A 19,104-nucleotide genomic window follows, 5' to 3' on the forward strand; every position below is an offset into this window, starting at 1 on the left:
CCATGGCGTGGCTTGAGCTTTTATCTGACTACACCTTTCAGAATGTCGTCATTGGCGCCTCACTGCTGGGGCTGATTAGCGGCCCGCTGGGCTGTTTTGCGGTGCTGCGTCGCCAAAGCCTGCTGGGAGACGCAATCTCCCACGCCGCCCTTCCCGGCATCTGCTTAAGCTTTATCATCACCGGTAGCCGCGATATTGGCGGGATCATTATTGGCTCGCTAATCACCGGTTCCGCCGCCGCGCTGATTATGCTGATGCTGACGCGTTTGAGCCGCCTCAAAACCGACGCAGGTCTGGGCGCCTGCCTGAGTATCTTTTTTGCCGTGGGCATTGTGCTGCTCACCTATATCCAGGGCACCAATAACGCCTCCCAAGGTGGTCTTGAGGCCTTTCTGTTCGGCCAGGCCGCCGCGACGCTGCGCTCTGATTTATGGGTGATGGGCAGCATTACGCTGGTCACGCTGCTGCTGCTTGCCGCCTTCTGGAAACAGGCCAAGCTGGTCACCTTTGATGCGGAGTACGCTCGCACGCTCGGTATGCCTACCACCGTGATTGAAGCATCGCTCACCGCTATGGTTGCGCTAGCGGTCGTGGTCGGCCTGCAGATGGTCGGGGTGATATTGATGGCCGCCATGATCGTGGCACCCGCGGCCGCCGCGCGACAGTGGAGCCGCCACCTAGGCGGCATGCTCACCATCGCCGCAGGCGTCGGTATTGTCAGTGGTGTTTCAGGGGCGACCATCAGCACCCTGTCGCGTGGCTTGGCAACCGGCCCGCTGATTGTCCTTACCGCAACCGCCATCGTGCTTATATCGTTGGCATTGGCACCCGGCCGTGGCCTGCTATGGGGCATGATAAAGCACTATCGCCAGAAGTCAGCGCTGCAGCAACAGCAGCTACTTTATGCGCTGTACAAACACTCGGCCGATCCCTCACGCGCTTCCCCAACACTTGGGTCACGCCGGATGTTCCACAAACTTAAGCAGCAAGGCTACCTAACCCGCTCTCTACGCGGTGCCACCCCAAGCGACGACGGCTGGGGGCTAACGGCACAGGGCCAGGCGGAGGCTAGAAGAGTGGTCGCGGCCTTTGAGGAATTAGCATCATGATGGCAGAGCTACTGACCACAACTGCCCTGCCCATTATGCTAGTGGGCGCGATGGTAGGCATCGCCTCCTCGGCGGTGGGCACCTTTTTAGTGCTGCGCGGCAACAGCATGTTATCCGACGCAATCAGCCATTCGATTGTGTTTGGCATCGTTATCGTCTGGCTGCTGACCAAGCAGCAGAGCGGGCCGGTACAATTGATCGGGGCCGCCCTCACCGGGCTGTTGACCGTCCTGCTCACCGAAGCCTTAGCGAGCACCAAACGGGTCAAGCAGGATACCGCTATCGGGCTGGTCTTCCCGGCACTATTCTCGATCGGCGTGCTGCTATTGAATATTTATGCCAATGATGTGCATATCGACACGCATACTGTGCTGCTCGGTGAGATCGGTTTTGTCTGGCTGGATACCCTCGACATCTTCGGCCTGCCCATCCCCCAGGCGCTGGTATCGATGAGTGTGATGACGGTGCTCAACTACGCGTTTATCGGGCTCTTTTATAAGGAGCTGAAGCTGGCCACCTTCGATCCGGCGCTGGCCAAAACGTTCGGTTTTATGCCCTCGATTCTTTTCTATGTGCTGCTCATGCTAACAAGCTCCACTGCCGTGGCGGCCTTTGATGCGGTAGGCGCGGTGCTGTTTATCGCCTTTGCCATTGTTCCCGCCTCCGCCGCCTATTTGCTGACCGACCGGCTGTGGATGATGTTTATCATCGGTGCGCTAATTTCTATCGCCTCGAGTATTTCTGGCTACTACCTCGCCGTGTATCTCAACGTCTCCATTGGCGGCATGATGGCCGTCATGACCGGCGTATTCCTGATCCTCGCCTTTCTGGCAGGGCCACGCTACGGCGTAATTACCCAACTGGTCAAACGCCAACGGGCACGTCAGGCGCCGATGGAGCCGCCGCCCAGCATTTGAAGCCCAGCTTTTGGAAACACGGCTCATCTGCGCGCAAAAAAGCGACCGCCTTTCGACAAACGCTTGGCCGGGCAGGCGGTAACCGGGTGTGGATAACTTAAACCGTCAGGTGCTGCTTGATCAGCTCATTGGAAAGCTCACTGATCTCGCCTTTGGCTACCGGACGGCCGCGATCCATGATCACAAAGCGGTCGGCGTACTTGCGGGCGAAGGGTAGCTTCTGCTCCACCAGCAATACGGTTAAACCATCCTCGTTGATCAACTGGCGAATCACCTGGCCGATCTGGGCGACGATATTGGGCTGAATGCCCTCCCCCGGTTCGTCCAAAATCAGTAGCTTGGGCTCAATCACCAGCGCACGGCCAATAGCCAACTGCTGCTGTTGACCACCGGATAGATCACCGCCACGGCGGTTTTTCATCTCCTTGAGCACTGGGAACAACTCGTAGACCCGCTCGGGAATCTTTTTCAGCCCGTCGCTGCGGGCGGCAAGGCCGGTGCGCAAATTCTCCTCTACAGTCAGCAGCGGAAATATCTGCCGCCCTTGGGGCACGTAGCCAATCCCCAACCGCGAGCGCGCTTCAATGGCTTTTTTAGTCAGTTGGATCTCGCCAGTCTCGGCGGTGTAGCGCAGCTCACCGCTTTTGACCACCACTTCACCCATTACGGCTTTCAGCAGCGTGGTTTTACCCACGCCGTTGCGCCCCATCACGCAGGTGCACTGCCCGGCGGGCACTTCAAGGTCTAAATCCCACAGGGTGTGGCTTTCGCCGTAGAACTGGTTGAGCTTTTCAATGGCTAGCATTAGGCGGCCTCCTCGTCATCGGCACCCAGATAGACCTCGATCACTTTAGGGTCATTGGAGACTTGATCCATGGTGCCTTCCGCCAGCACGCTGCCTTGGTGCAGCACGGTCACTTGGCGAGCAATCGAACGCACAAAACCCATATCGTGTTCCACCACCACCACCGACTGCTTGCCTGCCAGGCCGGTGAGCAGCTCGGCGGTGCGCTCCATCTCTTGCTCGGTCATACCCGCCACCGGTTCATCCACCAGTAGTAGACGCGGGCGTTGCATCAGCAGCATGCCAATCTCCAGCCACTGCTTCTGGCCGTGGGAAAGAATGCCCGCAGGCTGATGGCGGAGCGCCTTCAGGCCGATGGTTTCCAACACTTCATCGATGCGGTCTTTGATCTCGCCGGTCATGCGGGCAGTTAGGGTGGGGAAAATACGCTTGTCGGCGGCCATGGCCAATTCCAGGTTTTCAAACACCGAGAGCGCTTCGAATACCGTCGGCTTTTGAAACTTGCGGCCAATGCCCAGGCTGGCGATATCGGGCTCGTTCATATGCAGCAGGTTGTGGCGGCTGCCGAACCATACGCTGCCGCTATTGGGTCGGGTTTTGCCGGTGATGATATCCATCATGGTGGTTTTGCCCGCCCCGTTGGGGCCGATAATGCAGCGCAGCTCACCGTCGTTGATAGTCAGGTTGAGATTATTGATGGCTTTAAAGCCATCGAAGCTGACGGTGACATCTTCCATGTAAAGAATCGGCCCGTGGCGAACGTCCACCGGTGAGGCCTGAGGCGCCATGAAATCGAACACCCGGTCACGCTGGGACAGCGATTGCAGCAAACTCATGCGGAGGCCTCCTTGGACGTGTGTTGATGGTCAGGATCCGTCGTTTGATCCTCGCGCTTACGGCGCTTGAGATAGCGAAACAGCCCGGCCACCCCCTTGGGCAGAAACACCGTGACCAGTACGAACATCGCGCCCAGGGCAAACAGCCAGGCATCGGGCATGACACCGGTAAAGATGGTTTTGGCGTAGTTGACCAAAATGGCGCCAATCACCGCGCCATACAGCGTGGCGCGACCGCCCAGTGCGACCCACAGCACAATCTCAATGGAGAAAATCGGCGAGAATTCGCTGGGATTGATGATCCCCACTTGTGGCACGTAAAGCGCCCCGGCCAGGCCCGCCAGCATGGCCGATACCACAAACACAAACAGTTGAAAGCGCTCGACCCGGTAGCCGAGAAAGCGCGTGCGCGCTTCGGCGTCGCGAGTAGCCACGCTGACCCGGCCCAGCTTGCTGGTGACAATCGCACGGCAGAGGATATAGCCCAGCGCCAGCGCAACGCCAGTGGCGAGGAACAGCCCTAACCGCGTGGCGTCGCTGCGTAAATCAAACCCAACGATTTCGCGGAAATCGGTCAGACCGTTATTGCCGCCAAAGCCCATCTCGTTGCGGAAGAAGGCCAGCATTAAGGCAAAGGTCAGCGCCTGGGTAATGATCGACAGATACACCCCGGTGACCCGTGAGCGGAACGCCAAGAAACCAAATACTAACGCCAGTAGCCCAGGCGCCAGCAGCACCATGGCAAAGGCGAACCAGGCCATATCAAAGCCGTGCCAGAACCACGGCAGGCTGTCCCAGTTCAGGAACACCATAAAATCGGGCAGCACCGGGTGGCCGTAGGTGCCACGGTCACCAATTTGGCGCATCAAATACATACCCATGGCGTAGCCGCCGATGGCAAAAAAGGCGCCGTGCCCCAGGCTTAAAATGCCCAAATAGCCCCACACCAGATCCACCGCCACGGCAAGCAACGCGTAACTCAGGTACTTCCCAAACAGGTTGACGGTATAGGCACCCACATGCAGCGGATTCCCCGGTGGCACCGCCACGTGCAGGAGTGTGACCAGCGCCAGCGCGGCCAGTAGCACACCCAGAAATATCTGCGTGGAGCGTTCACTGAAGGGTCGTGTTAGCCAAAAATTCGTCGATGATTCGGTCGTTAGTGACATCGTTTAGCCCTCCGCAGCCCGGCCCTTCTGCGGGAAGAGTCCACGCGGGCGTTTCTGAATGAATAGGATGATGAAGACCAGCACGATGATCTTGGCCAGTACTGCGCCTGCCCAAGGTTCCAGCACTTGGTTGATGACACCCAGCGATAGCCCGGCCACCAGCGTGCCCCAGAGATTACCCACGCCGCCGAATACCACCACCATGAAGGAATCGATGATGTAGTTCTGCCCCAAGTTAGGGCCGACGTTGGTAAGCTGGGAAAGCGCGACACCGGCAAGCCCGGCCACACCGGAGCCCAGCGCAAAGGTCATGATATCAACGCGAGTGGCACGAATGCCCATGGAGCGCGCCATGGCGCGGTTCTGGGTGACAGCACGTACCTCTAGCCCCAGCCGTGTACGGCGCATAATCAGCATCAGGCCGGCAAACACCACTAGCGCAAAGCCGAGCACAACCATGCGATTGAGCGTCAGCGACAGCGCATCGTTCACTACCAATGAACCGCTCATCCACTCGGGGGTGATGACGGTACGGTTGAGTGGAGAAATCACCGTGCGCACCAACTGCTGCAAAATCAGGCTGATACCAAAGGTTGCTAGCAGCGTCTCCAGCGGGCGGCCTTTTAGGAACTGAATCACGCCGCGCTCGATCGCCACGCCTGCTAAGGCGGCAACCATAAAGCCAGCGGGAATCGATAGAATCAACGCCAAGCCCGGCTGGCCGGGCAGCAGTTGCTGCATCGCCCAGGTGGTGTAGGCGCCCAGCATCATCAGCTCGCCGTGGGCCATGTTGATCACGCCCATGACCCCGAAGGTGATCGCCAAGCCAATGGCGGCCAGCACCAGTACCGAACCAAGGCTCAAGCCGAAATAGAGGGTTTCCAGGCCGCGATTGAGCTTGAGCTGCTGCTCGATGCCCGCCAGGGAAGCGGCAGCGGCATTGGCGACGATGGGATCATCGCTATTGGCTGCCCGGCTCAACGCCACGCGAGAGCGGGGGTGAAGACTGCCGTCCAGCGCTTCAACCCCAGCCATTTCACCCGCTTCAGCGCGGTAGATCGCCACGGCTTGAGTTAGCCGGTAGCGCACCTGCTCGTCCTCTTCCTGTTCGATCAAGTCATCAAGCGTGGGCACCAGCTCACCGTCTACTTCACCTAACAGGCGCTCGGCTGAGGTGCGACGGCGCTCCACATTAGGCGAGTAGAGGTCAACGACCGCGATGGCACTGCGCAGCTGATTGCGCAGGTTGTTGTTAATGCCGATACGCTCCAGATCACGTCGGGACATCTCGCCCAACGCTTCGCCGGTCAGTACATCGGCTACCGGCCAGTCGCGGCCGCGGTTTTCCAATACCAGTACAAAGCGGCCGTCTTCGGTGCGCTGTAGGCGGCCATCCAGCAAGGCCTGCAACCAATCACGAGCGCGCTCATCGTCACTTTGCAAAATCGCGGTAATGGCTTCGCCTTTGGCGGTGTAAGACTCAACGTCCAGTGCTTCTAGCAATTCAAGGGCGGCACTGTCGTTAGCGCCCGTATTGTCAGAACCAGAGTTGTTAGCGGTGTCTGTTTGTGCCTGCGCGGTGAGGGTGGCCCCCAACAGCAGGAAGCAGAGCAGCGCCAAGGAAAGGAAACGCCTCATGGGGTTCTTCCTTTGGTTATTAAAAACGGTTATCTAAGAGGGAAAGATAGCGTGCTCCTTGCCGCGCCAACCTCGAACCACGGCGCGGCAAGGGGGTTATGCCTTACTCGGCGAGTGCCGCTTCGGCTTCTTCTGCTGCGGTGCTGCCACCGCACGAGCCGTTCACGACGTTGAAGTTGCCGCACTCCATCGGCTTGCGCCAATCGGCAATCAGGTCACGCGAGCCAGGCAGGTAGTCAGACCAGGCATCGCCCGCCACGGTAGACGGCGTTTGCCAAACGATATCGAACTGGCCGTTGTCCTGAATCTCACCGATCAACACCGGCTTGGTGATGTGGTGGTTGGGCATCATCGCCGCATAGCCGCCGGAGAGGTTAGGCACGGTCACACCGATAATGGCATCTTTCACCGTATCGACATCCGTGGTGCCCGCTTTGCGAACCGCTTCGGCCCACATGTTGAAGCCGATGTAGTGCGCTTCCATGGGATCGTTGGTGACGGCCATATCGTCGCCGGTGTACTCGATCCAGGCATCGATAAAGTCGTAGTTATCGTCGTTATCGACGCTCATGAAGTAGTTCCAGGCAGCCAAGTGGCCCACTAGCGGCGCGGTATCGATACCGGTCAGTTCCTGCTCACCCACCGAGAAGGCGATGACCGGAATATCGGCCGCATCGATGCCCTGGTTGGAAAGCTCGGTGTAGAACGGTACGTTGGCGTCGCCGTTCACGGTCGAGATTACCGCAGTGGGTTTACCCTCTTCACCGAAACGGCGAATTTCCGCCACGATGTTCTGCCAATCGGAGTGACCGAACGGCGTGTAGTTGACCATGATGTCCTCATCCGCGATGCCGTGCTCATCCTTAAGGAACGCTTCGAGGATACGGTTGGTGGTGCGCGGATAGACGTAGTCGGTACCCACCAGCGCAAAACGCTCGATACCCACTTCGTTGATTAGGTATTCAACCGCAGGAATCGCCTGCTGGTTAGGTGCCGCGCCGGTGTAGAAGACGTTTTCAGAAGACTCTTCGCCTTCATACTGCACCGGGTAGAACAGTAGACCGTTAAGCTCTTCGACAACGGGCAGTACCGATTTACGCGATACCGAGGTCCAGTTACCGAAGATGACATCAACCTCTTCCTGGGCCAGCAGCTCACGGGCACGTTCGGCAAACAGCGGCCAGTTGGAAGCAGGATCCACCACCACTGCTTCCAACTGGCGGCCCAGCAAACCACCGGCTTCGTTCTGCTGTTCGATGAGCATTTCGACAGTGTCTTTCAGAACAGTTTCGCTAATCGCCATGGTGCCAGAGAGGGAGTGCAGGATACCGACTTTGATGGGGTCATCGTCTTGGGCGATGGCCTGGGTGCTGGCCCCCATGACCGCGGCGGTGAGTAGCGCGGTGGCGAAACGGCCACTTGAAAGGAATCGGTGCGGGTGTGTCGAGCGTTTGAGAGTGTTCATTGTTAATCTCCTTGCACCCCTTATGAGTGGGGCTTGATGGTTGGCTTCGCACTTGGGGTTGTTGTGTTAGCTCCCCAATACGTCCACTAGCCCTTAACACCTGCAAGGGATGCGCCAGATTGGCACAACGCCCACTTATAGTTAACGAATCAGCCACTTAGTTATCTTAAAATATTCCTAATTATCGTCAAACGCACCAATATAAAGCGCAAAGCTGTTATTAAAGCACCTTAACAATGCACCAATAAGAAACACTGCACCAACTCGGCACTTAGATTAGTCTTATACAATTTAGAAACTTTATACTTACTCTTTAGTTACAAAAAGCAGTAGAAAAAAGCCTGACCATCTTTCAGAGGTACTACTTATAAAAACGGGGCGCCGACGAAAGTCGGCGCCCCGTTGCTCAAGATTGACCTCTTTAAGTATCAATCGCTTTCAGGCGAGCCTGAAGAAGGTGTTTTTCCCTTCATCCCACGACGCAGGAGAGGACCCACAATATAAGGCAAGATCAAGCCCAATCCAGCAAAGACCCAAAGGCCGATAGCCAGACCGCTATCCCAAAGAATCATCCAGTCGCCGTCGGAGATATCCATGGCGTGGCGCAGGTTCTTTTCCATCTCAGGCCCCAGCAACAAGCCAAGAATCACTGGCACCAGCGGAATCTCAAGCTTGCGCAGAACGTAACCGCCCACCCCAAAGGCCACCATGAAGTAGAGGTCAAAGATAGTGTTGCTGATCGAGTAGATACCCACGAAGGCAATCATCGTGACGATTGGCAGCAGGTACATGGGTGGTACGGACAGCAGTTTGACGAAGATGCCCACCAACGGAATATTAAGGATCAGCAGTAAGAAGTTACCAATCAACAGCGCCGCGATCACGCCCCAGACGATGTCGGCATTCTGGGTGAACATCAACGGTCCTGGGGTGATATTCAACGAAATCAGCAGCGCTAGCAGCACCGCTGTCGTGCCGCTACCCGGCACACCCAGTGTCAACATAGGAACCAAAGCACCGCTGGACGCGCCATTGTTACCAGCTTCAGGCGCCGCCACACCGCGCGGGTCGCCTTGCCCAAAATAGCCTTTCTTACCCAACACACGTTTTTCAAGGGTATAGCTGATGAAGCTACCCAACGAAGCACCGGCACCCGGTAGCACGCCGGCAACAAACCCCAGCACCCCGCCACGGAAACTGGTGGGTAGAATGTCGCGGATATCCTTCCAGGAGAGCGAAAGTTTGTTGACCTTCATCTTCTCCTTACCACCGCCAGCACGCTCCTCAATGAAGAACAACAGCTCGGAAATGGCAAACAGACCGACGATAGCAATAATGAAGTCGACACCTTCAAAGAGTTCAAGCACGCCGAAGGTGTAGCGCTGAACGCCGGTATTATCGATACCCACCGTAGCGATCATTAGACCGATACAGGCGGCAACCACTGTTTTGATAGGGTTTTTGCCGGTGATGCCGCCTAAGGTAGCGAACGCCAGCAGGAAGAGCGCGAAATATTCTGCCGGACCGAACGTCAGGGCGAAATTAGCCAGCAGTGGCGCCAGCAGAATCAAACCAATAGTGGCGATTAGACTACCAATAAAGGAGGCGACGGCAGAGATTGCCAGTGCCTCGGAAGCCTTGCCTTTCTGGGCCATGGGATACCCGTCAAGACAGGTCATCATGGCCGGTTCATCGCCGGGAATATTCAACAGAATCGATGAAATACGCCCACCGTACATGGCACCCGCATACACGGAGGTCAGCATAATCAGAGCGGTTTCTGGTGCGAGTCCCAAACTGAACGCCAGCGGAATCAGGATGGCCACACCATTGGCTGGGCCTAATCCCGGCAAGGCGCCGATCAAGGTGCCTAGAAAAGCACCCAGCAAGGCGAACATTAGGTTATGGGGCTGCAGAGCAACGCCAAAACCATCCATCAAATAACCTAGAGTTTCCATTAGTTCATCTCCAGGAATGACAACAGACCCAGCGGCAAGGCGAGATCAAGTGCAAAACTGAACAGGAAGTACACTACCACTGCCGAGACTGCCCCAGTCATGTAAGCATTGGTCGGGCGAGCCCCCATTCGCCAGCAAAGCGTCCCCACCGCCAACGTGGTGCTAATAATGAAGCCCAGCGGCTGAAGCAGCATGGCGTAAAAGATCAGCACCACCACGGCGATAATTAGCTCGACACCCGTACGGCTCCAAGGCCAGGCGTTGTCGGGATCAGGGCGTACAATCAGATAAAGGCTGGAAATTGCCAGCACCACGGCCAGCAACTTCGGAAAAGTGTCGGGGCCGACGGCTTCGGCCCCACCAAACGGTTCCGGGAACTGAGTCGCGGCCCAGCCGTACGCGACGGCCAGGACGATCATCAGGACCCCAAAGATGCGGTCGTTAAAGGTCATTATTGAATTAGCCCAATATCTTTAGAAAGCTGCTCAATGTCATTGATCTGGTTAAGTACGAATTCTTCAAACTCACCAGCGGTCATGTGGAAAGGCATCAAACCGTTCTGTGTCATGACACTCTGCCACTCTTCACTTTCATAAATAGTGTCCATGGCATCGGTCCAATACGCTTGCGCTTCTTCGGAGACATCCGCAGGCATATAAAAGCCGCGCCAGTTGGGGCCAATGGCGTCGATGCCTTGCTCACGAGCGGTGGGGATGTCAGCCAAGTCGCCAGGCAGACGCTCTTCAGAGAGGACCGCCAGGACGCGCAAGTCGCCGGATTCCATAAACCCTTGGGCTTCGGTGATATCACCGGTAAAGGCGTCCACGTGGCCACCGATCACTTGGGTTAATGCTTCGCCACCATTGTTGTACGACAGGTAGGCGATACGCGGAAGGTTCTCGACATCGGCTGCCTGAGCAGCGATCAGCACTTTGAGATGATCCCAACCGCCTTTAGCGCTACCGCCAGCGAATTTGACGCTGCGCGGGTCTTCCTTGAGCGAGTCCATCAGTTCATTGAGGTCATCGATCTCGGAATCAGCGGCCACGGCGATAATTCCGTAATCCGCCCCTAGCGCTCCGATCCAATTGACCTGATCGGCAGTCAACCCTGGGAATTGCCCTTGGGCCAGACGAGTGGTCGTGGCGGTAGACGCGGCAACCAGCAGGTGGTCGTCGCCAGCGCGCTTGCTGACGGTATGAGCAAACGCCACACCGCCACCAGCGCCAGCCATGTTGATGGTTTGTACATTCGCCGGAACTAGATCAAGTTCCTGCATGACATTCCCTACGCTACGGCAAGTAAAGTCCCAACCGCCGCCTGGGTCAGAGGGCGCAATACACTCTACCTTTCCTTCTGGCTCGAAGGCTGAAGCGGTACTGGAAAAGGTGGTAACAGCCGCTAGCGGAAGGCTCAGCAGAGTTAGGAGTTTAAAACGAGTCATGGCGTTCTCCACGTATCAGTGTTGTTGTGTGGGTGCGGTTGTATTGATGTTGTTGTGTGAGGCGTCTTATTGTGAGACTGCACGCCGCGAACGTTAGAAGACCACTGCCCTGACCGACAAGCTTGTGCGCATAAAAGACAAAAAGTTCTTTATGGGCATTTTGTTCATTTTGTTCACGCCTGTTTACTTGCAGTACGTACTTAGAGAGCATCTAGCCATTTGTGTGCCGTTGCTAACAATCGGTAGCGTCGCTCGGGCCTCCCTACATCACCATAGCCCAGCTCGGCACTCACCGCCTGCTCGGCGACCAGGAACTCTAGATAACGCCGCGCGGTCGAGCGGCTGGCGCCCATGATGCGTGCCATCTGCATGGCAGTAAGCGAGTCAGGGGCGCCAGCCAGTGAATCGATCACCCGGCGCAGCGTCAGCCGATCAATCCCTTTGGGCAGGGCTTGAGACAAGGTTTGAGTTTTAGCACGCGGCGTTTCGCCGGGCTTCAAGCGCGCCAGTACGTGATCCAATTCGTCCTGGCTCATCTCGACTCGATTGGCCAACGCCTCTCTCTCGCGACGAAAGCGGGTCAGCATCTGGGTCATCCGCGCGGCCTCAATGGGCTTGATAAGATAGTCAAACACCCCACCGCGCAGCGCTTCGCTGATGGTTTCCACTTCCCGGGCGGCGGTAACCATCACGATATCCACATGCACATGGTCGCGGCGAATCGCCCATAGCAGCTCTAAACCCTCAACGTCGGGAAGAAAGGCATCCAATAAAATTAGCTGGATGCTGGCAGCATGCTCCGCCATGAGCGCTTTAGCTTCGCTGCCATTACGTGCCATACCCACTACATAAAAACCGTCGCTCTGTTCTATAAAGGCCCTGTGGATATCAGCAATGCGAAAATCGTCTTCAACGACCAAAATGCCGTACTGCCCATCAGACATTACTTTCCCCCTAGCCGTTGTGGTCACTGTTTTTGAAATTGTTGTTGAGACTGTTCTTGAGACTGTTCTTGAGACTGTTGTTAAAACTGTTGTTGATACTGCTGCGCGCACAGCGAACGGTCGAGCACTGCAATAAAGCAGGCGCCACCCAACTCACTCTCTTCCAGCGTCACCGCGCCGCCGTACTGGCGGCAGAGCCTGGCCACCAGCGCTAGGCCAATGCCCTGGTGCTTGCCAGTTTTGGTCGAGAAACCCTCCTGGAAAATCGACTCAGCAAATTGAGCGGGCACCCCCGGCCCGTTATCTTCGACTTCAATTAGCAGCTGTTCGCCCAAATCGGTAAAAAACAATCGCACTTTGGGCTCTTCACTCGGCCCATTCAGCGCTGCGTGACAGGCGTTGTCCAGCAGGTTACCCACCACGCTCATCATCACCTCTTGACCGGTGGGCGTTAGTGGGCAAGAGAGCGAGCTTTGCTCATCGATTTCCAGCGCCACGCCGAGCTCCCGCGCGCGGGTTAGTTTACCCAGTAGCGTGCCGCTAAGCACGGCGTCAGCCACGTTGCGCATTAAAAAGCTCATCTGCGCCTGGGCGCGCTCGGTTTCCTGATGGATCAGCGCCAGGGCTTCCTCGATGCGTTGTAACTGCAGTAATCCGGAGATGGTGTAAAGCTTGTTGGAAAACTCGTGGGCCTGGGCGCGCAGCATATCCACGTCACGACTGGCCTGGGTTAGCGCTTGGGAGAGATCGACTATCTCACGACGGCTACGGAAGGTGGCCACCGCCCCTTCAATCTCTCCTTCGTACAGAATCGGCACCCGGTTGACGACAACAGGATGATCACCCAGCCACATTTCCTGATCGAATTCCTGCTCACCGCGACGGAGCACCTCCTGCAGCCTCGAATTGGGCACCACCTCACGAATGGGTTGCCCCAGCAGCACATGCTCGTCATCCAAGTTAAGAAAACGCCGCGCCTGCTGGTTGACCAGCGTGATATGCCCTTCTCGGTTAACCGCCAGGATGCCTTCGTGGATCGACTGCAAAATGGCCTCTTTTTCCATCGCCAGCCGCGCAATCTCGTAGGGCTCCAGGCCTAAAATGACCTTTTTAAGGTGCTGCGATAGCCAATAGGCACCGGCAAAGCCCAGGCAGATCATCAGCGCCACCAATATCCAGCCAAAGCTGTTATAGCGCGCCACGTCCATCTCGACGCGATCCATCATAAAGCCGACGGAAACCAGGCCAATAATATTGCCCTCTTCATCCCAGATAGGCGCTTTGCCACGCATGGCGGTGCCCAGTGAACCGGTAGCCTCGGAGACATAGAACTGACCATGGATCAGCGCCTGATCGTTATCTCCGCCCACCATCCGTTGTCCTATTCTTTCCGGCACGGGGTGGGAGTAGCGGATGCTCTGGGCGTTGCCTACCACGACATAGCGCGCCCCTGTTTCTTGGCGTACCCGTTCTGCCAGCGGCTGGATAATAAACGCGGGATTAGGGATATCAAATGCGTTGATAATTTGCGGCATCGACGCCACCGTTTTGGCCACCGCCAGCGCCCGTTCGCCCATCTGCTGGCTAATGATTTCCGCCTTGCGGAGATTGAGATACGTGCCCTGTGCCAGTAGCATGCCCGCCAGCAATAGCCCCACCAGCAGCATTACCTGCAGGCGAAAGCTGCGTTTGTACCAACTGCGCCTAGCGCGGGTACGGCGCCAGCGCTGCAGCTCGGCTAGTGTTCGGGGGCGAGTAGCACTCATAGATAGACTCGAAATACATGACCGCACCATTATGGCACGCGCCAGCAGACGGCGTTAATCGCCGTCAACCTAGGCCTTCGTTCGCTGATATAATGCTCGATTGCCGAAACCAAGGAGGGATGTAGTGGCTATTGTTGCGAGAATTGTTCGATGGATGCTCTTGCTGGCCTGCTGGCCACTGTGGTTAACCGCCGCTTATGCTAACCCGTTTTATGCCCCACCACCGCCCAAGGAAGATGCACCCGTATTCAGTGGCGATGCAGAGCTTGGTTTTACCCACCTTTCAGGCAATACCAATAGTCAAACCCTGATCGGCAAAACGCGGCTGACGTGGCTGACTGGTAAGTTTACTTACTCCTTGCGTGGTGAAGTGCGCAATGTGAGTAAGGATAACGAAACCAGCGCCGAGCAGTACCTGGTCGCAGGACGCGAACGCTATGAACTGGATGGCCCCCACTACCTGTTTGGGTTTGCCCGCTGGGAGAAGGATCGCTTTGCCGGTTACGACCAGCAGTTGTCAGCGATTGGCGGTTATGGGCGCCAGATTCTTGAGAATGACACCCATACGTTGTCGCTGGAAGCGGGCCCTGGCTATCGTCATGATCGACTGCGCGATTACGACGATGAGCGCTTGATGGTGACCTACACCGCGCTGGATTACCGCTGGGAATTTTCTGACTACGCCGATATCGAACAGGAAATGTCCCTTGAGTATACCGACCAGAACACGACGTCCCGCTCGCTAACGGCGCTCACCGCTAGGCTAAATTCAAAGCTGTCGCTGCGCCTATCCCACGAAATCAAGCACAACTCGCAGCCGCCCGACGACACCAGCGAACGCACGGACAGCACCACCAGTGCGTCGCTGCTTTATCGTTGGTGAGCTTGGCACTGCATGCCACCGCGCCAACAGTGTGCATTTGCACTCTTAAAACGCACCAAGATAAAACATATTAGACGTTGGTCTATATTGGCGGTATACTGTGCTCAGTTTCCTGTCCTCGCGCCATTCATTGAATGGCGCTTTTTTTTATCCGTAATTTCTCTGTGTTCGTGCATGACATGCTTAACGACGCACTTTGATAGGCTAGATTTCCGCTCCTTCCTGCTCCCCATAAGGTAATTTGATATGACCCAACCAAGCCCCAACGCTGAGGGCTCTCAACGGTTTTCGCTTGGCGATCCCATTGTGCTGATTTTGAGTATCGGCTTTATTGTCGCTTTTCTGGCGCTGTCGTTTTACGACGTAGCGCTGGTGGCGGATAGCATCAGCGCAGGCTTCGCATGGACGGCATTAGTTTTAGGCAGCTACTTCCAGCTACTTCTTTTGATGACGTTCTTTATTGCCATCGGTTTAGCCATGACGCCAGCTGCAAAAGCGAAAATCGGCAATTTAGATGCACCAGAAATGAGCACGTTTAAATGGCTCTCGATCATTTTGTGCACGCTGTTGGCGGGTGGTGGCGTATTTTTTGCCGCCGGTGAGCCGATTTATCACTTTGTAGTAACGCCTCCCGCCTTTGATAGCGAAGCGGGCACTGCCGAAGCTGTTTCTGGTGCGCTAGGCCAATCCTTTATGCACTGGGGTTTTATGGCCTGGGCGGTACTGGGGTCATTAACCGCAGTGGTTCTCGCGCATGCGCACTACGTAAAAGGCCAGCCGCTGCAACCACGTACGCTGCTCTACCCGATACTCGGTGAGCGCTTAATGCGTGGCCCACTGGGCGGTTTAGTCGACGCCTGCTGTGTGATTGCGTTGGTGGCGGGCACGGTGGGGCCCATTGGCTTTCTGGCCACTCAGGTTAGTTTTGGTCTTCATGAGCTGTTTGGCCTGCCGGAAGGCTATACCGGCCAACTGATTATTCTGGGCATACTTGCCAGCATCTACGTGCTCTCCTCCATGAGCGGCGTACACAAAGGCATTCAAATACTCAGCCGGTTTAACGTGCTGCTGGCGTTAGGTATTGGGGCAGTGATTATTGTCTTTGGCCCAACGCTGTTCCTGGTCAATAGCTACGTTTCCGGTATGGGCGCTTATGTCAGCGAATTCTTTACCATGGCGACCATGACCGCTGAGACGGCACCAGCGTGGTGGATGCAGTGGTGGACGGTGTTTTTCTTTGCCTGGTTTATCGGCTACGCACCGGTGATGGCCATTTTTGTGGCGCGAATTTCCCGCGGTCGCAGCATTCGCGAAATGATTGTGGCGGTGGCGGTTCTCGCCCCTATCGCTACTACCGTTTGGTTTACCCTGCTCGGCGGCTCGGGTATCTATTACCAGCTCACTGGCGTGATTGATTTAACCGAAGCACTTAATAACTTCCAGTTTGATGTCGCGACGCTGACCGTCGCCCAGGCGCTGCCCGGCGGCACCTGGATGGCACTGGCAATTTTAGTGCTGACGACGATTTTCGTCGCCACCACCGGCGACTCAATGAGCTATGCCATTGCCGTGGTCGGTGCGGGTCATGACAACCCCAGCCCGGTAATGCGAGCCTTCTGGGGCATCGCCATGGCGCTCATGGCAGCGGTGCTGCTGTATATGGGTGCCGGTCAGATTGGCGCATTGCAGCAGTTTATCGTCATCACCGCCATTCCGGTGTCGTTGATACTGCTGCCATCGCTCTGGAATGGCCCTCAGGCGGCCTACGCCATGGCCCGCGAACAGGGCATTATTGAATAGGTAAGCCGCTCTGGCCCTGGCTACTTTATAACCCTTCCAGTAGGCGCAAAATCATCTGCGGCTGCTGGTTGGCCTGGGCCAACATAGCGATACCTGCTTGCTGAAGGATCTGTGCGCGAATCAGGTTTGAGACTTCCTGGGCGTAATCGGCACCCTGGATGCGCGAGCGGGCGGAGGAAGTATTAACAATGCTGTTATTGAGGCCGTCAATAACGCTCTCGAATCGATTCTGTACGGCGCCCATATAGCTGCGTTGGCGATCTAGCCGCTTAATCGCCTCATCCACCCTATCAATAGGTTTTTCCGTCCCATTGCCATCATCCAGTACGCTTAAGCCTTCCAGCGCCAACCCCTGCAAGTCCATACCTTCAAAACGCACCGCGATGCTATCGCCAGCGTTCGCGCCAACCTGAATGTTTAATGATTTAGTCTCATTAACCAGTCCAATGCCATTGAAGTTACTATGCTCGGCGATGCGGTCAATCTCTTCCAAGCGCTGGTCAATCTCGTCCTGAATCGAGACAAGATCATCAGACGAGTTGGTGCCGTTGGCCGCTTGTACGCTTAGTTCGCGAATGCGCTGCAGGTTATCGTTAATCTGATTGAGCGTGCCTTCCGCCGTTTGCACCATGGAGATGCCGTCATTGGTATTGCGAATTGCCTGAGTCATACCGTTGATTTGCGCCGTCATGCGGTTGGCAATCGCCTGTCCCGCCGGGTCATCTTTAGCACTATTGATACGCAGCCCGGATGAGAGGCGCTGCATAGCGGTCTGCATGGCTTGCTGACTGCCGCGCAGGTTATTTTGCACGGTAAGCGACATCAGGTTGGTATTAAGGCTGAGCAACGCACGCCTCCGGAGGAAGTTAACCGACCCAGGCGCTGGCGGCTATAACGTTACTATCGGCCTAGCCATAAAAATCATAAGCGTTTTACTGGCTCAAGGGTGCGGCCGCTGCTAGCGAGAACTTCGTCGACCGGGACTTTGACATAGTCATGCTGGTAGTAACCCTCATCCACAACTTCCCCATCCCACGCCACCATATCGAGATCCATCGTGCGTGGCCCCGACTTAATCGCGCCGCGTACTCGACCCAACCGGTCTTCCACTTCCTTGAGATAGGCACGAAACGCTGCTTGCTCAAGTGAAGTGCTGACTAATAGTGCAGCATTTAAGAAATCAGGCTGCTGCTGATAACCTACCGGTGTTGTGCGTATCGCTTTTGAGCGCGCCAAGAGCTTGCACTCCTGGCTAAGGATCGTTAGCGCCTGATCAAAATAGTGCTCAGGGTCGATATTGGACCCCAGGGAGATCAAACATTCATGAAGGGAGACAGCCTGTTCGCTAGGCAATGTCGTAGGGGGCATGGCGACATCCTATGTTAGTGGCGTTTTCTAGGAAACATGGAACTACCCTATTGTGAGCCAGCGTTATAAATACCTCCAGGCCCCTGCCATGTTCAAGCTCTGTATAAGTTATTGACAAACGCTGCACTCACGCAGAGAGTTTTGCATATCCATAAAACGATAGGGAACGCTTTATGCATCAACAAGCTGCTTTGGTCACCGGCGGTGCCACTCGCTTGGGCCGATACTTTTCTGAAGCATTGGCCGACGCGGGGTATGACATTGCACTGCACGTTAATCGCTCCCGCGAGGAGGCTGAAGAGGTCGCCAGTGGCATTCGCGCCAAAGGACGAGAGTGTGAAATATTTCACTGCGATTTTTTAAACGACGACCTAAACGTCTTACTGCAGTCGGCAAAGCAGCGCTTCCCAGGGCTTAATTTGCTGCTGAATAGCGCTTCCGCCTATGAGCCTGCACCGATTGCCGGGACGGACCTTGCGATGCTGGAAGCTCAGTTCCGAGTCAATATGTTTACCCCGCTACTGCTGACGCGCCACTTTGCCGAGGTGGTTCAAGAGGGCCAGGTGATCAATATCATTGATAACAAAGTGGCCTATCATCAATACCCCTATGCGGCGTATTTACTGTCGAAAAAGAGCTTAGCGGAGATGACCCGCATGGCGGCGCTTGAGTTCGCCCCGCGTATTCGCATTAATGGCCTTGCCCCTGGCGTGGTGCTGCCTGCCTCTCAGCGCACCAGCGACTATGTACAGTGGCGTATTGAAGGCATTCCGCTTAAGCGCCAGGGTGATCCTGCACATCTTGTACAGGCTTTGCACTACTTATTGAATAACCCTTTTGTAGCTGGGCAGATTCTGTTTGTCGATGGCGGTGAGTCCATCAATATAGAGGGGCGTCACTCGGAAAACTATACATTATAAGCCGATGCTTCTTTAAGAAGCGGCAGCCGCTAACAACGGGCGTCGTTAAAACGCAGCGAGGCCGCCCTAAGGCGGCCTCGCT

Annotated in this window: 17 protein-coding genes; 5 read left to right on the plus strand and 12 right to left on the minus strand. The window is 56.0% G+C overall.

Features of this window, described 5'->3' with window-relative positions; genetic code table 11:
- Window positions 1-2 precede the first annotated feature (2 nt).
- Both HUO07_RS12805 and HUO07_RS12810 read left to right on the plus strand, forming a co-directional pair.
- Window positions 3-1,109: a metal ABC transporter permease gene (locus HUO07_RS12805; RefSeq protein WP_176303897.1), complete on the plus strand. Its 1,107-nt coding sequence runs from the start codon at window positions 3-5 to the stop codon at window positions 1,107-1,109.
- Window positions 1,106-2,026 carry a metal ABC transporter permease gene (locus HUO07_RS12810; RefSeq protein WP_101146822.1) on the plus strand — a complete coding sequence of 307 codons (921 nt, stop codon included), beginning with the start codon at window positions 1,106-1,108 and terminating at the stop codon, window positions 2,024-2,026. Before HUO07_RS12805 ends, HUO07_RS12810 begins: the two co-directional genes overlap by 4 nt.
- Window positions 2,027-2,123: 97 nt before the next feature.
- Here HUO07_RS12810 and urtE read toward each other — a convergent pair whose 3' ends face one another.
- The 10 genes from urtE to HUO07_RS12860 form a co-directional block, all read right to left on the minus strand.
- Window positions 2,124-2,831, minus strand: a complete 708-nt coding sequence (gene urtE / locus HUO07_RS12815; RefSeq protein ID WP_176303898.1) for an urea ABC transporter ATP-binding subunit UrtE — start codon at window positions 2,829-2,831, stop codon at window positions 2,124-2,126.
- Window positions 2,831-3,667 (minus strand): urea ABC transporter ATP-binding protein UrtD, encoded by an 837-nt coding sequence (gene urtD, locus HUO07_RS12820; RefSeq protein WP_176303899.1) that lies wholly within the window; start codon window positions 3,665-3,667, stop codon window positions 2,831-2,833. Before urtD ends, urtE begins: the two co-directional genes overlap by 1 nt.
- A complete protein-coding gene (gene urtC, locus HUO07_RS12825; protein ID WP_176303900.1) occupies window positions 3,664-4,836 on the minus strand; it encodes an urea ABC transporter permease subunit UrtC in 1,173 nt (390 codons plus the stop codon). The genes urtD and urtC overlap by 4 nt, the downstream gene beginning before the upstream one ends.
- A gap of 3 nt (window positions 4,837-4,839) precedes the next feature.
- Window positions 4,840-6,474, minus strand: a complete 1,635-nt coding sequence (gene urtB / locus HUO07_RS12830) for an urea ABC transporter permease subunit UrtB (protein ID WP_176303901.1) — start codon at window positions 6,472-6,474, stop codon at window positions 4,840-4,842.
- A gap of 103 nt (window positions 6,475-6,577) precedes the next feature.
- On the minus strand, window positions 6,578-7,939 hold the full coding sequence (gene urtA / locus HUO07_RS12835) for an urea ABC transporter substrate-binding protein (protein WP_176303902.1): 1,362 nt from the start codon (window positions 7,937-7,939) through the stop codon (window positions 6,578-6,580).
- A 428-nt stretch (window positions 7,940-8,367) separates the two neighbouring features.
- Window positions 8,368-9,897: a tripartite tricarboxylate transporter permease gene (locus HUO07_RS12840; protein ID WP_101146827.1), complete on the minus strand. Its 1,530-nt coding sequence runs from the start codon at window positions 9,895-9,897 to the stop codon at window positions 8,368-8,370.
- Window positions 9,897-10,349, minus strand: a complete 453-nt coding sequence (locus tag HUO07_RS12845; RefSeq protein ID WP_176303903.1) for a tripartite tricarboxylate transporter TctB family protein — start codon at window positions 10,347-10,349, stop codon at window positions 9,897-9,899. The genes HUO07_RS12840 and HUO07_RS12845 overlap by 1 nt, the downstream gene beginning before the upstream one ends.
- Window positions 10,349-11,341 (minus strand): Bug family tripartite tricarboxylate transporter substrate binding protein, encoded by a 993-nt coding sequence (locus HUO07_RS12850; RefSeq protein ID WP_176303904.1) that lies wholly within the window; start codon window positions 11,339-11,341, stop codon window positions 10,349-10,351. Before HUO07_RS12850 ends, HUO07_RS12845 begins: the two co-directional genes overlap by 1 nt.
- Window positions 11,342-11,541: 200 nt before the next feature.
- Complete coding sequence (locus HUO07_RS12855) at window positions 11,542-12,285, minus strand: response regulator (RefSeq protein WP_176303905.1); 744 nt, start codon at window positions 12,283-12,285, stop codon at window positions 11,542-11,544.
- An 80-nt stretch (window positions 12,286-12,365) separates the two neighbouring features.
- Complete coding sequence (locus tag HUO07_RS12860; RefSeq protein WP_176303906.1) at window positions 12,366-14,051, minus strand: ATP-binding protein; 1,686 nt, start codon at window positions 14,049-14,051, stop codon at window positions 12,366-12,368.
- Window positions 14,052-14,205: 154 nt separating this feature from the next.
- On the opposite strand from HUO07_RS12860, the gene HUO07_RS12865 reads away from it, so the two are divergent.
- On the plus strand, window positions 14,206-14,934 hold the full coding sequence (locus tag HUO07_RS12865) for a DUF481 domain-containing protein (protein ID WP_101146933.1): 729 nt from the start codon (window positions 14,206-14,208) through the stop codon (window positions 14,932-14,934).
- A gap of 246 nt (window positions 14,935-15,180) precedes the next feature.
- Entirely contained in the window at window positions 15,181-16,734 is a 1,554-nt protein-coding gene (locus HUO07_RS12870; RefSeq protein ID WP_176303907.1) for a BCCT family transporter, read from the plus strand.
- 25 nt (window positions 16,735-16,759) lie between these two features.
- On the opposite strand, the gene HUO07_RS12875 is transcribed toward HUO07_RS12870, so the two are convergent.
- Window positions 16,760-17,581: a flagellin N-terminal helical domain-containing protein gene (locus tag HUO07_RS12875; RefSeq protein WP_281362656.1), complete on the minus strand. Its 822-nt coding sequence runs from the start codon at window positions 17,579-17,581 to the stop codon at window positions 16,760-16,762.
- A gap of 74 nt (window positions 17,582-17,655) precedes the next feature.
- Window positions 17,656-18,102 carry a 2-amino-4-hydroxy-6-hydroxymethyldihydropteridine diphosphokinase gene (folK, locus tag HUO07_RS12880; RefSeq protein WP_101146838.1) on the minus strand — a complete coding sequence of 149 codons (447 nt, stop codon included), beginning with the start codon at window positions 18,100-18,102 and terminating at the stop codon, window positions 17,656-17,658.
- A 173-nt stretch (window positions 18,103-18,275) separates the two neighbouring features.
- On the opposite strand from folK, the gene HUO07_RS12885 reads away from it, so the two are divergent.
- Window positions 18,276-19,022 (plus strand): SDR family NAD(P)-dependent oxidoreductase, encoded by a 747-nt coding sequence (locus HUO07_RS12885; RefSeq protein ID WP_176303908.1) that lies wholly within the window; start codon window positions 18,276-18,278, stop codon window positions 19,020-19,022.
- Window positions 19,023-19,104: the final 82 nt, after the last annotated feature.

The sequence above is a fragment of the Vreelandella maris genome, from assembly GCF_013371085.1.
Lineage (GTDB): Bacteria > Pseudomonadota > Gammaproteobacteria > Pseudomonadales > Halomonadaceae > Vreelandella > Vreelandella maris.